At 60.7% G+C, this 13,018-nt stretch carries 12 protein-coding genes; 11 read left to right on the top strand and 1 reads right to left on the bottom strand.

Features of this window, described 5'->3' with window-relative positions; translation table 11 throughout:
• From floA to Q4T40_11915, 4 genes are all read left to right on the top strand, one after another.
• Nucleotides 1-999 carry a flotillin-like protein FloA gene (gene floA, locus Q4T40_11930; GenBank protein MDT8901954.1) on the top strand — a complete coding sequence of 333 codons (999 nt, stop codon included), beginning with the start codon at nucleotides 1-3 and terminating at the stop codon, nucleotides 997-999.
• Nucleotides 1,000-1,007: 8 nt separating this feature from the next.
• Entirely contained in the window at nucleotides 1,008-1,454 is a 447-nt protein-coding gene (locus Q4T40_11925; GenBank protein MDT8901953.1) for a hypothetical protein, read from the top strand.
• A gap of 123 nt (nucleotides 1,455-1,577) precedes the next feature.
• Nucleotides 1,578-2,765, top strand: coding sequence for an alcohol dehydrogenase-like regulatory protein ErcA (ercA, locus tag Q4T40_11920; protein MDT8901952.1), 1,188 nt, complete (start codon nucleotides 1,578-1,580; stop codon nucleotides 2,763-2,765).
• A complete protein-coding gene (locus Q4T40_11915) occupies nucleotides 2,749-5,013 on the top strand; it encodes an EAL domain-containing protein (protein MDT8901951.1) in 2,265 nt (754 codons plus the stop codon). The genes ercA and Q4T40_11915 overlap by 17 nt, the downstream gene beginning before the upstream one ends.
• A gap of 123 nt (nucleotides 5,014-5,136) precedes the next feature.
• On the opposite strand, the gene Q4T40_11910 is transcribed toward Q4T40_11915, so the two are convergent.
• On the bottom strand, nucleotides 5,137-5,403 hold the full coding sequence (locus Q4T40_11910) for a hypothetical protein (protein MDT8901950.1): 267 nt from the start codon (nucleotides 5,401-5,403) through the stop codon (nucleotides 5,137-5,139).
• A gap of 258 nt (nucleotides 5,404-5,661) precedes the next feature.
• On the opposite strand from Q4T40_11910, the gene Q4T40_11905 reads away from it, so the two are divergent.
• The 7 genes from Q4T40_11905 to Q4T40_11875 all read left to right on the top strand — a co-directional run bounded on the left by Q4T40_11905 (nucleotide 5,662) and on the right by Q4T40_11875 (nucleotide 13,017).
• Nucleotides 5,662-7,173, top strand: a complete 1,512-nt coding sequence (locus Q4T40_11905; GenBank protein ID MDT8901949.1) for an ATP-binding protein — start codon at nucleotides 5,662-5,664, stop codon at nucleotides 7,171-7,173.
• Between the two features lie 208 nt (nucleotides 7,174-7,381).
• Nucleotides 7,382-7,660, top strand: a complete 279-nt coding sequence (gene yqfC / locus Q4T40_11900; GenBank protein MDT8901948.1) for a sporulation protein YqfC — start codon at nucleotides 7,382-7,384, stop codon at nucleotides 7,658-7,660.
• 11 nt (nucleotides 7,661-7,671) lie between these two features.
• Complete coding sequence (gene yqfD / locus Q4T40_11895) at nucleotides 7,672-8,889, top strand: sporulation protein YqfD (protein ID MDT8901947.1); 1,218 nt, start codon at nucleotides 7,672-7,674, stop codon at nucleotides 8,887-8,889.
• A 14-nt stretch (nucleotides 8,890-8,903) separates the two neighbouring features.
• A complete protein-coding gene (locus tag Q4T40_11890; protein MDT8901946.1) occupies nucleotides 8,904-9,878 on the top strand; it encodes a PhoH family protein in 975 nt (324 codons plus the stop codon).
• A gap of 32 nt (nucleotides 9,879-9,910) precedes the next feature.
• Nucleotides 9,911-12,094 carry an HDIG domain-containing protein gene (locus Q4T40_11885; GenBank protein MDT8901945.1) on the top strand — a complete coding sequence of 728 codons (2,184 nt, stop codon included), beginning with the start codon at nucleotides 9,911-9,913 and terminating at the stop codon, nucleotides 12,092-12,094.
• Nucleotides 12,012-12,485 (top strand): rRNA maturation RNase YbeY, encoded by a 474-nt coding sequence (gene ybeY, locus Q4T40_11880; GenBank protein ID MDT8901944.1) that lies wholly within the window; start codon nucleotides 12,012-12,014, stop codon nucleotides 12,483-12,485. Before Q4T40_11885 ends, ybeY begins: the two co-directional genes overlap by 83 nt.
• Nucleotides 12,486-12,639: 154 nt before the next feature.
• Nucleotides 12,640-13,017, top strand: a complete 378-nt coding sequence (locus Q4T40_11875) for a diacylglycerol kinase family protein (GenBank protein MDT8901943.1) — start codon at nucleotides 12,640-12,642, stop codon at nucleotides 13,015-13,017.
• Nucleotide 13,018 lies beyond the last annotated feature (1 nt).

Here is a 13,018-nt window from a genome sequence, read left to right as displayed (position 1 = left end):
ATGGCGACTTTATTAAGCAGTGTGTTTGTTCTGGTTCTGTTTATCATCGGTTTGGCCCTTTTCCTGCATTTCGTGCCCCTGGGGCTGTGGATTTCGGCCATAGCGGCCGGTGTGCATGTGGGGATATTCACGCTTATCGGCATGAGGCTGCGCCGCGTTCCTCCCGCCCAGATCGTGATGCCGCTTATCAAGGCCAACAAGGCCGGGCTTAACGTCAACGTCAACCAGCTCGAAGCCCATTTCCTGGCCGGCGGCAATGTGGACCGCGTCATCGACGCCCTGATCGCCGCCCACCGGGCGCAAATAGTTTTGCCGTTCGAGCGTGCGGCGGCCATCGACTTGGCCGGCCGCAATGTGCTGGAGGCTGTACAGATGAGCGTCAATCCCAAGGTGATCGAGACGCCGTTCGTTTCCGCCGTGGCCAAGAACGGCATCGAGCTTAAAGTCAAGGCCCGCGTAACCGTGCGGGCGAATATCGACCGTCTGGTGGGCGGCGCCGGCGAGGCGACGATCATCGCCCGCGTGGGCGAGGGCATCGTCACCAGCGTCGGTTCGGCGGCCGATCACAAGGATGTGCTGGAGAACCCCGATCACATCTCGCGCACTGTGCTTTCCAAGGGCCTGGACGCCGGGACGGCGTTCGAGATTCTGTCGATCGATATCGCCGACGTGGATGTGGGCCGCAACATCGGCGCCGAACTGATGACCGATCAGGCCGAAGCCGAGAAGCGCGTCGCCCAGGCGAAGGCCGAGGAGCGGCGGGCGATGGCTGTGGCCAAGGAGCAGGAGATGCGGGCCTTCACCCAGGAGATGCAGGCCAAGGTGGTGGAAGCCCAGGCCGATGTGCCCAAGGCGCTGTCCGTCGCTCTCCGGGAAGGCCGTCTCGGGGTGATGGATTATTATAATATGAACAATATCCTGGCCGATACCCAGATGCGTGAGACGATCAGCAAAGCCGGGCCGGCCGCGCAGTCGGTCAAGCCCGAAGATAAGAAATAGGCGGCGCTATGGGGGAGCTAATCGTACCCGTCATACTGATGATCTTGTTCTACCTTGTGCCGGAGATCTTGAAGAAGAGGCGGCGCCAGCAAGAATATAAGTATCCGGAGATTCCCGACCGGGTGCCGCCGCCCGTCGATACCAGGCCGACGGCTCCCGGCCGCGTTCCGCCGACCGGGGAGCGGTGGCCGGCGGAGGAGCCTCCGCTACGTCCGGTGCCGGTTGAGGAACGCTCTCAGCCCGCGGTGACGGCTTATCATGCCGCCGAGCCTCTTTCCATGCAGGTTGAGGAGAGTTTTACCCAGGATTCGCCGCCGGCCGCGGTGGTTGTTGCTGAGGCCCGGCCGTGGGATGGCCGGCTCGATCAGGCGGCGGTGATGAATGGCATTATTTTCGCGGAGATTATCCAGCCGCCGCGGTGCAAGCGCCCGCTGCGGAGTCCGTACCAGCAATAGGTCGACAGGTGCCGCCGGCGAGTCCGGCGGCTTGTTTTTTGACGCGCGCCGGCGGCAGGAATGATGCGGGCGGATGTCGAAATATTGAATAAATTGCCAGGTTCAATAAGATGGGGTGCAATTATGGAAGCAACAAGTGTTGTTGAAGCGGACCCGTTTCTGGAATTGCGCAAGTTTGTTGCCCCGGAGTTTGTGTTCGGCCTGGACGCCCGGAAGCTCGTCGGCCGCTACGCCCAAAACGTCGGCGCCAGGAGGGTTCTGCTGGTGACCGACAAGGTGCTCCACGCCCGGACGCCCTGGGTGCGGGAGACGGTGGCGACGTTGGAGGAGTACGGCATTCCCTGTGTCGTTTTCGACGGCGTTAGCCCCAATCCGCGGTCCGCGGAGGTGACGGACGGGGCCGCCTGCTACGCCCGCGAGCGCTGCAACGCGGTGGTGGCGGTGGGCGGGGGCAGCGTGATGGACTGCGCCAAGGGGATAGGTATTGTGTGCTCGAATGGCGGCGGTATCCTCGATTTCGAGGGCGTGGACCGGGTCGGCCGCCCGATGCCTCCGCTTATCTGCTTGCCCACCACCGCCGGCACCGCTTCGGAGGTGTCCCAGTTTACCATTATCCTTGATGAGAACCGTAAGACGAAAATCGCGATCGTCAGCAAGGCTACGGTGCCTGATGTAGGCCTGATCGATCCGGCCACGACGATGACGATGGACGCTTATCTTACCGCCTGCACTGGTATGGATGCGCTTACCCATGCCGTGGAGGCTTTTGTGTCCAACGCCGGTTCGCCGATAACCGATTTGCACGCCATGGAGGCCATCCGTCTTGTTCACGCCGCTTTGCCGGCGGTAATCGCCAGGCCGGACGATATCGGTCTGCGCGGCAGGATGATGCTGGGCAGTCTGCAGGCCGGCCTGGCGTTCTCCAACGCCATTCTTGGCGCGGTCCACGCGATGGCCCACAGTCTCGGCGGGTTTCTCGACCTGCCGCACGGCGAGTGCAACGCCATTCTTCTCGGGCCGGTGATCGCCGGCAATTACGGGGCCGCCCGGGAGAAGTACCAGGCGGTTGGCAGGGTTTTCGGCCTGTCGCTTGCCGGCATGACCGACGAGGCGGCCGCGGCCGCGCTGAGGGAGGCTGTGGAGGCTTTCCGGCGCGGGTTGGGGATAACGGCGACCCTGGGCAGCCTGGGCGTGGAAAGGACATCGGTGTCGCTGCTGGCCGCCTTGGCTCTCAAGGATGCTTGCATGGCTACCAATCCCCGCGCGTTGTCGTTGCGTGCTACGGAGGCTATTTATGAAAGCGCCTTCTGATGACGATCAACTGAAAAGCTTTACCCGCGAGATGCTTATCGGCATGGGCGAGGCCTCGGTCCGCAAGAGTTATTATCCGGAGCTTCAGCAGCGCATGTCCGAACTGGAGCGGTTTCGCCTGTTGCTCGATCAGGCCCGCGATCCGATTTTTCTTGTCGATCTTGCGGGTGGTCTGGTCGTGGACGCCAACGCGGCGGCGCGCCGCTGTCTCGGCTGGGAAGAGGGGGCCACAACGACTGCGGTCTGTATCCGGGAGAGGCTGGGGATCGAACCGCTTGCGCTGCTGGCGGGACGAGGAGCGGCCGAGGAACGCACGTTGGCCTGCGGCGACGGACAGGAAAGGATTGTGGAGCTGTCCTGCAGCCGGGCCGATATCGACGACAGTAGTTACTGCGTGATCGTCGCCCGCGACATCGGTGAGCGGAAGGAGGCCCAGGGACGGCTCAGCGCGGCTCATGAGCAGCTTCAGGCCAGCTATCTGGAGCTTGAGGAGTTGTACGGCCAGTTGGCCGCCGCCGATGACACGCTGAAGCTGAAGATGGCCGAGCTTGAGGCCAGCAACAGGGCTCTTGCCGCGAGCGAAACCCGCTACCGGCTGGCGATGGAGGGGGCGAAGGACGGCATCTGGGACTGGGATATCGTCCGCAACCGGCTGACGGTTTCGGCGTCCTGGTCGGGCATTTCCGGCCTGCCCGCCGTCGCCATCGAACAGGATGCCAATCTCTGGTGGGAGCGCATCCATCCCGAGGATATCCTGCGCAACGAGGCGGCGTTGAGCCGGCATCTCGCCGGGAAGACGAGGCATTATGAAGCGGAGTACCGTTTTCTGATAACCCCCGACCGCTGGATATGGGTGCAGGCCAAGGGCAAGGCGCTGTTCGAGGACGGCCGGGCGGTGAGGGTCGCCGGCTCGCTGACCGATATCACTCCGCGCAAGGAGGCGGAGGAGCGCATCCGTTATATGGCGTATAACGACGCTCAGACCGGATTGCTTAACAGGGCGGGGCTTTACGAGGCGCTGGCGGGGATCATCGCCGCCGCCCGGGAGGAGGGCAGGGGCGGGGCGCTGTTTCTGTTGGATATCGATAATTTCAAGGTTATCAACGATTCCCGCGGCCACGCTTTCGGCGATGAGTTATTGCGCGACATCGCCACGCGCCTGAAGGACAATATGCCCAATGAAGCCACCGTCGCCCGCCCTGGCGGCGACGAGTTCGTGGCTGCGTTTTTTCTGAGTGAGCCGAGTGAGTATCTTTATTGGGCAGAGAGGATCATGCAGGTGTTCGACCGGCCGGCGTTCGTTCGCGGGACGCAGGTCGTGGTGTCCTGCAGCCTGGGCATCGCCCTTCTGTCGGGCGGATCTTTGCCTGACGAACTGATGCGCAAGGCCGATACCGCGCTGCATAGCGCCAAAGCGGCGGGGAAGATGACCTGGCGGATGTTTGAGCAGCATATGGAGGACGCCTTCCTGCGGCGCATGCGGATCGAGGGTGAGCTGCACAGGGCGCTGGCGGAGGAGGAGTTCGTGCTGCATTTTCAGCCGCAGCTCTGCATGGCGACCGGCCGGGTCGTCGGGTTCGAGACACTGATCCGCTGGGCTAGGGGCGGAGGGGAGCTTGTCAGCCCGCTAGATTTCATCCCGGTGGCGGAGGAGACCGGCCTGATCGTGTCGATCGGCGAGTGGGTGATGAGGGGCGCGTGCAGGTTTGGCCACCGCGCCGCGCAGACCCTCGGCGAACCGGTCAGAATCGCGGTCAATGTTTCACCCCGCCAGGTCAGTCAGGCCAATTTTGTCGACCGGGTTTGCCGGATTCTCGCCGAGGAGGCGTTTCCGCCCGACCGCCTGGAGATCGAGATTACCGAGACCGCAATGATCGAATCGTTCGAGCTTTCGGTGGAAAAGCTCCGCAGTCTTCGCGCTCAGGGGGTCCGCGTGGCGCTGGATGATTTCGGCACAGGGTATTCGTCGTTGACTTATCTGAGCCGGTTGCCGGCCGATTCCGTCAAGATCGACCGGAGCTTCTTGCTTGAAGCGGGGTCCAATCCGTCGGCGGAGGCGATCGTCGGCTCGATTATCAAGCTGGCCCATCAGATGAAACTGTCGGTGACGGCGGAGGGGGTGGAGAACGAACTGCAGCGGAAGATCCTGACGGCGTTGGGGTGCGACTTCGCGCAGGGATTTCTTTTCAGCCGGCCGACCACGGATCAGCAGGCGCTGGCCTGGGCACAGGGGAGAATCCGCCGCTGAGGCGCGGGTTTTCTCAGAGATCGGCAAGCGGCGGCGTTACGCCGATCTGCGGAGCGGGACGGTACAGTAAAACAAAAAAACACTAGGGTGTTTGCCCTAGTGTTTTTCGATTGTGCTCGTGTTTTATTGAAAAGATAGATAGATGTTCTGGATAAAGTTCGGGTACGGCCGAAGGATGCCGGATAACTCGGAGGTGGTGATGTTTTCGCGGCAGTGAACTTCTATTAACCCCTTAAGCATATACGAAGTCTTGGAAGCGCTCCGCTCCATTTCCAAGGGAACTATTTGGCTGACCTTCGAATCCTTGATTTTGTCGTTCACCCATTCCCACATATGAGTAACAACGCTTTCGTTATCAACAATGAATCTTGCCGGGAATATTTTAACCAATGCTGCTGCCACCTTGTAAAAAATATGATTTTAGTGTAATTATACCACATAAAAACACGGAAATGGGATGTTTTATAAAAATTATGTAGTTGAAGTTTTCAGGGGCGACGGGCAAGGGCGGGCGGCGGAGGAGTCGCATGGCAGGGGGCGACGGCGGCAAACGCGGTCGGCAGGGCGCAAAAAATCCCTGTTTTTTTTGCTGCCCGGCCGCGTACACTAAAAAATGTCCGCACATTATCCGCGGCAGCGAAAGGGGGCATGCGCGTGAGCGATTACAAGGGCCGGCTGATTTACGCCAAGGGCACCTATGTCGAGTTTGTCGTGGCCCCGGGCCAGGATGTCGACTTCGGCGACATCCTGGTGGTGGAAGGGAAGAGCGGCGACCGGTTTTATATCCGGTCATACGACTTCAAGGTGAAGTCGCGTTGGTCGGGGATCAATAACGTAGGCTACCTGATGAACAAACTTGACGGAGAGGGTAAGGTGGAAAATCAGGAGGAACTGGAGTTTTACCTCGGCGGCAATCATACCGTCAAGATCGGCATGGCCGAGCAGCTCTGCTACGCCGATGCCGAGAGCCGCCTGTTCAACCCCAAGACCTGCCCCGACTTTTTCTGCGAGGTGCGCGGCCTGAGCGCGGCCGATACCGCCCTGCTCGCCGAGATGAAGGGCGATCTCGAGATCGGTTTTTTGAAAAGCGGCCGCGGCGTTTTAGAGCTGCCGGTCGGCATTTACGGGTCCAAGGCGATTACCGAGCATATCGGCATTTTCGGCACGACCGGGTCGGGCAAGAGCAATCTGGTAAAGGTGCTGGCAGGCTCGGTCATCGACAACGGCAATTACGGCATGCTGGTTTTCGATGTTCACAACGAGTATTACCGCGACCTTGCCCGCCATCCGGGGGTGAAGGACCGCCTTGCCGTTTATAACGCTAATCCCCAGGCCGAATACGCCCGCCGGCTGACGCTGAGTTACGGCGAGGTCGGTCCGGAGGACATAACCGCGTGCGCTACATTCACCGAGCCGCAGTTTGACGCCATCTACAAGCTGTCGTCAGTGCTGGCCGAAAACTGGGTGCGCGATGTGCTGCAGTACGATACCGCCGATATCGTCGACGAGCTGAAGGCCAGCACCGGCCAGAAGTTTCAGTCGCCGACGATCAGCAAGATCAAGAGTGTTTGCTGGAATGTCAAGAACGAGCTGAATATCGAGGAAGGCGGGCAGTCGGTGGTGGGCGATATGATGGCCGAGCTCGAACAGGGCAAGGTGGTGCTCGTCGAGCTGAAGAATGTTTCGCCGGTCGGGGAGCTGGCGCTGTCGACGCTGCTGTCGAAGAAGCTGCTCGGTCATTACGCCGCCAAGACGGAGACGGACCGCCGCGCCGTCAAGCCGGTGCTCATCGTGCTTGAGGAGGCTCACCGGTTCCTGGGCAGGAAGGAGCACAGCAGCAACAACGTGTTCGCCCGCCTGGTGAGCGAGGCCCGCAAGTTCAATCTCGGCCTGTGCGTGGTCGACCAGCAGCCGCGTCTCTTAGCCGACAAGGTGCTGTCGCAGCTTAACACACTGTTCATTCTCGGTCTGGCGTCGAAGGCCGACCGCGGCAAGCTGGAGGCGATGTGCCGCAAGGATATCCTCCAGCAGCGCAACGAGATCAAGAACCTCGACTGCGGCGAGATGGTGGTGGCTACGAATTACATGCGGTTTGCCGCTCCCGTGAAGGTGCACAAGTTCGAGGATTACCTCGGCCGCTGCCACGGGGTGATGGGATAAAAGATGTTCCCCCAAAACAATGAATAGACGAGGCCGTTCAGAAGCCCCCAGATGCAAGGCGGCTCCGACGGGCGTGCAGCGCGCGTACTCGAAACGTACGTAAGCAAGCGCCCGTCGGAACAACGCCGCAGATGGGGGCTTATCAACGGCCTCAATTGTACTAAACACCAGATCAGTGCAATAAATTTGTGGTATGGGGGTGAGATTGATGCAACGTCGCCGCAAGGGCAATCTGCAGACGCTGGCCGGACTACTGGAGATACCGGCCGATATCGTGCTCGACCTGCCGCGGATCACCATGTTGGGCAATAAGCAGTTGCTGGTCGAGAATCACAAGGGAATTATCGAGTACACCGGTTCGCTCGTTCGCATCAAGCTCAGCCAGGGCGAGTTGTATGTGGCCGGCGCCGAGCTCACCATCGGCAATTTCCAGGCCGAGCAGCTTCTCGTGGAGGGTACCGTCATGGAAATCAAGTATGAGGTCTGAGGTGGTCCGAGATGCTGACACTGCGGCTGACCAACTACCTGCACGGCACCGTGAGGGTGAAAATCAGCGGCGCCGTTCCGGAAAGGTTTATCAATCTATGCCTGGCACGGGGCATTTTTTTATGGGGGATCACAAAACATAACGACAATATGTACGCGAGCCTCCGCCTGCCCGATTTTTTCCGCATCAGGCCGCTCGCCCGCCTGAGCCGCAACCGGGTGGAGGCGGTCGGGCATGCCGGCTTTCCTTTCACCGTCAAGCGTATCAGACGCCGCAAAATGCTGGTTGTCGGGGCGGTGCTGTTTTTCATTCTCCTCAACCTGCTGACGGCGAGGGTTTGGTTTGTCGATGTCAGCGGCCACAAGGAGGTGGCCGGCGAACTGATCCTGGCTGCCGCGGCGGAGCGCGGGCTTCGGCCGGGGGTTGCCAAGGACGCCGTCGATCTTAAGGGAGTGGAAAAGGAGATGCTGCTGGCGCTGCCGGAACTGGCCTGGGTGGGAGTCAACCTTACCGGGACGAGGGCGCTGATCGAGGTGGTCGAGAAGACGCTGCCCAAGGCGGAGGATAAGTCGCCGGCCGATGTCATCGCAGCCAAGGACGGCGTGATAACCGAGGTTATCGCGATCGCCGGCCAGCCGGCGGTGAAGAAGGGCGATACCGTCAAACGCGGCGATCTGTTGATAAAGGGTATCGTCGAGGAACCGCCGGCGGCCAATGAGCAGGCGCAGGCCGGCAAGGTTCCGGCCGCTTTTATCCGCGCCGCCGGGATCGTGAAGGCCAGGGTCTGGTATGAGGGCTATGGCGAGGCGAGCCTTACCCAGGAGGTCCTCCGCCGTACCGGCCGTAAGGCGGTCGCGGTTTCGCTCCGGGCCGGCGGGCGGGAGCTGGTGCTTAAGAAGGCGGATGAGCAGCCCTTTCCCCGCTTCGAGGCCGAGGTGGTCCACAAAAAGCTGTCCGGGGGCAGGAATAGCAATTTTGCCGTCGAATCTATCATAGATATCTTCCACGAATTGGTTGCCGAAAGTTACGAGATAACGGTCGGAGAGGCACGCGACATTGCCAGGGGCAAGGCGCTGGCCGCGGTTCAGGACCGTATTCCCGAAGGGGCTCAGGTGCTGGCGCGTGATGTCGCAACGCTGCAGACGGCCGAGCCCCGGCTTGTCCGCGTCAAGGTGACGGTGGAAACTGTCGAGGATATCGGGCAGACTATAAACATCAACATGCATTAGGAGGCACGCTTTCTTTGCCTAACGACCAAGAAGAGCGGCGGATCAAGTTGTCCGACGCCCAGGCGGCGGTGGCCATCCTCGGCCACGGCGACGAACACCTGCGCATTATCGGCGAGAATTTTTCCAGCCGTATCGTAGCCCGCGGCGACGAGGTCGCCATCACCGGCAGCCGGACTGAAGTGGAGCTGCTGACCAAGCTTTTCAACGAGTTGTCGTTCCTGTATCGCCAGGGTAACCAGATAAATGCCCACGATGTCCGCTACAGTGTCCGCATGGTCAAGGAGGGGCGGGAGGAGAACCTGCACCAGATGTTCGCCGACACGGTGCTGGTAACCGCCCGCGGCCGTCACATCAAGCCCAAGACGCTCGGGCAGCGCCTGTATCTGGAGGCGATCCGCAACAGCTTTATCACGATCGGAATAGGACCGGCGGGAACCGGGAAGACTTATCTTGCCGTCGCTATGGCAGTTTTTTCCTTGAAGAACAAGGAGGTCGAGCGGATCATCCTCACCCGACCGGCGGTCGAGGCCGGGGAAAAGCTCGGCTTTTTGCCAGGAGACCTCCAGGAGAAGGTCGACCCTTATTTGCGTCCGTTATACGACGCCATGTACGACATCCTTGGCGTCGATACCTTCCAGAAATACATGGCCAAGAACATCATCGAGGTGGCGCCGCTCGCTTATATGCGGGGCCGCACCCTCGACGACTCCTTCATTATCCTCGACGAGGCGCAGAACACTACTCCCGAGCAGATGAAGATGTTTCTCACCAGGCTGGGGTTCGGCTCGAAGATGGTCGTCACCGGCGATATCACCCAGGTCGATCTTCCCACGGGAAATTCGTCCGGCCTGAAGCACGCCCAGGCGGTGCTGGCCGGCGTCCGCGGCATAGAGGCCATCTTCCTTAACGAGAGCGATGTGGTGCGGCACGAGATCGTGGGCCGTATCATCAAGGCCTACGAGCGCTACGAGGCTTCAAATCCGGGCTAGGGTTCGTCCCTGGCGAGTGGAGATGAAAAAAGATGTCATCCCTTCAGAATAAGCTCAGGGAATTGTTCTCCCAGCCTAACAGCATGCATGCCAGACCGCTTTCGCGCCGTATCGTGTTGTTTATGGCGTTTTTTTCTCTGTATATGATAATCCTGTCCGCCGACTTCATCGCGGACAAGATTTCCTTCCAGGTCGGCCAGGTGAGCGATCGCGACGTCATCGCTCCCCGGACCGTTTCGTATGTCGATCAGATCAAGACCAAGAAGCTGGAGGCGGAGGTGCTGGCCAGCGTGGCCAGTGTCTACGATTTCGACGTTACGGTGGCGGCCAAGGCCGAGGATAGCACCGGCGCCGTTTTCCGCGCCGCACGGGCCGTTGCCGTCGACAAGACGCTGACCGACCCTGACCAGAAGGCCGTAAAGCTTAAAGCTACTTTGCCCTTGTCGCTGCCGGCGCCGGCCGTGGAAGGGCTGGCAAGTCTGAACGAGGCGGAACTGGCCAAGGCTGAGGAGCAGACCAAGAGCGTCCTGCGCAAATATCTGCAGCGCGGCATCCGTGACGATGGCCTCGACGCCGCCCGCAAAAATATCGCCCTGGATGTCGAAGAGCTTGGCCTGGGCAAGGATGCCGAGGCGGTGGTCATCGGCCTGGCCCAGACGCTGGTCAAGCCGAATTTTGTCCTGAACGTGCGCGAGACGGATAAGCGCAAGCAGGCCGCCCTGGCTAGCACCGAGCCTGTGCGGGAAACGGTGAAGAAGGGTCAGGTGCTGGTGCGGCGGGGCGATATCGTGACCGCCGAGCAGATCTACGCCATGGAGGAACTCGGCCTTCATCGCGGCAGTATCAGCGAGGTCCGCATTTTCGGCCTGGCGATTTTCGTGCTGGTGGTCATGGGTTTGATTATCGGTTATTTGTACAAGTTTTCCCCGGAGGTTTACGCCAAAGATCTCCACATGGTGCTGCTGGGGCTGATCATCCTGCTTACGCTGCTGTTCGGCAAGGCGGCCCATTACTATTCCAACTTTGTGGCCCCGATCGCGGCCGGGGCGCTGCTTACCGCCATTCTTATCGACACCCGCCTGGGGGTTTTCATCAGCATTGCCCTGGCGGTGATGTTCGGGGTGATTGTCGAGAACGATCTCAGGGCGGTGGCGGTGGCTCTTATCGGCAGCCTGACGGGCGTTTACAGCGTTTCAAAGTCCAGTCACGGCTACAGCCTGACGCGAACCGGCCTGTGGATCGCGGCGATGAATTTCGTCACCGTAGGCTCCACCGGTTTTCTCGAACAGGTAAACGGCGCGCAGATTATGCTGCAGGGAGTCTACGGCGCGGTGAGCGGCATCGCTTCGGCGGTTATCACCATCGGGTTTTTGCCTTATCTTGAGAGCACCTTCAACATCACCACCCCGGTCAAGCTTATGGAGCTGGCCAACCCAAGCCATCCGCTGCTGCAGCGCCTGTTGCTCGACGCTCCCGGCACCTATCACCACAGCCTGCTGGTGGGCAATCTCGCCGAGACGGCCGCCGGCAATATCGGCGCCGATCCGGTGACGGTCAGGGTGGGAGCGTATTATCACGATATCGGCAAGATTAAAAGGCCCTATTTCTTCATCGAAAACCAGGCGGACAGCGAGAATCCCCACGATAAGATCGCCCCGTCTCTGAGCACGCTGATCGTGACCTCGCATATCAAGGACGGGCTGGACCTCTGCCGCGATTACAAGCTGCCGCAGCCGATCGTCGATATCGTACAGCAGCACCATGGCACGACGCTCGTATCTTATTTTTACCGGCGGGCGACCGAAAACGAACACGGCGAATGCATTATCGAAGCCGATTTCCGCTACGAGGGGCCGCGCCCGCAAAGCAAGGAGGCGGCGCTGGTGATGCTGGCCGACGCCTGCGAGGCGGCGGTGCGCTCGCTGTCGCGCCCCAACGTGAACCGCATCGAATCCACCGTCCGCAAGGTCATTCGCGAGCGCCTTCACGACGGGCAGCTGGACGAGTGCGATCTCACTCTCAAGGATCTGAACACTATCGGCGATGTTTTCGTGCGCGTGCTGTCGAGCGTGTTCCATTCGCGGATCGAATACCCCGAGGCGTTGAAGGAACTGGAGAGGAAGAAGACGAAGAATGGAAATAATCCTAAGCAGTGTCCCGGAAAAGAGGAAGCCTGCCCCGAAGGTGAAGGAGACGGTGACGTCCGTCCTGACTGAGGCGGCCAGGGAGCTGGGCATATCGCCCCACGCCGAGGTCGGCGTGGTGTTTGCCGACGATGCTTATATCCGCGAGCTCAACCGGGACTACCGGGGGATCGACGCGGCTACCGACGTGCTGTCCTTCGCTCTCGACGAGGGGGAGGAGCCGGCGGTGCAGGGCGGCCCGGAGGAGGCCCTGCTGGGCGATATCGTCATTTCCCTGGAGACGGCCGAGCGCCAGGCGGCGGAATTCGGCCACAGCCTGGAGCGGGAGATGGCTTACCTTACTGTCCACGGGATGCTGCACCTGGTGGGCTACGACCACGAGGATGAGCACGATAAGGCCGCGATGCGCTCGCGCGAGGAGCAGATCCTCGCTGCTTTGGGCATCGGCCGTGAGGGAAATTGATGGCCGGAGACGTCCGCGGAACAATCCTGTGAGAGTTCAGGCGCATTCCCGGTGTCGGGCCCGAGAATTGCCGAGGACTTTTGGGACCTCGGCCTTCGTTCTGTAGGGGAGTTTACGGGGCGTGAGCCGGAGCGGCTGAAATGGTGGAACTGGCATGATGAAAAAATCGGCAGAGGGTAACTTCCTGGCAGGCCTGCTGCGAGCCTTCAGCTACGCCGCGAGCGGCGTGGCCTACTGTTTTCGCACCCAGCGCAATCTGAGAATCCATGCCGTGGCCGGGGTGCTGGCGCTGGCTGCCGGCTTCCGCCTCGGCCTTACGGGGGCGGAGATGGGAGTTTTGACGCTGACGATCGCCGCCGTGCTGGTGGCGGAGATGTTCAACACGGCGGTCGAGGCGCTGGTGGATATCGTGTCCCCCGGGTACCATCCGCTGGCGAAGGTAGCTAAGGATGTCGCCGCCGGCGGCGTGCTGGTGGTCGCCCTGATGTCGCTGGTGGTGGCGTACGTGTTGTTCGCGCCACGCATTATGTAAG

The sequence above is a fragment of the Selenomonadales bacterium 4137-cl genome (genome assembly GCA_032334055.1).
Lineage (GTDB): Bacteria > Bacillota > Negativicutes > Sporomusales > UBA7701 > Anaeroselena > Anaeroselena agilis.
Note: the sequence above shows the minus strand (reverse complement) of the source record. Positions and strands in the feature narration are given on the sequence as shown.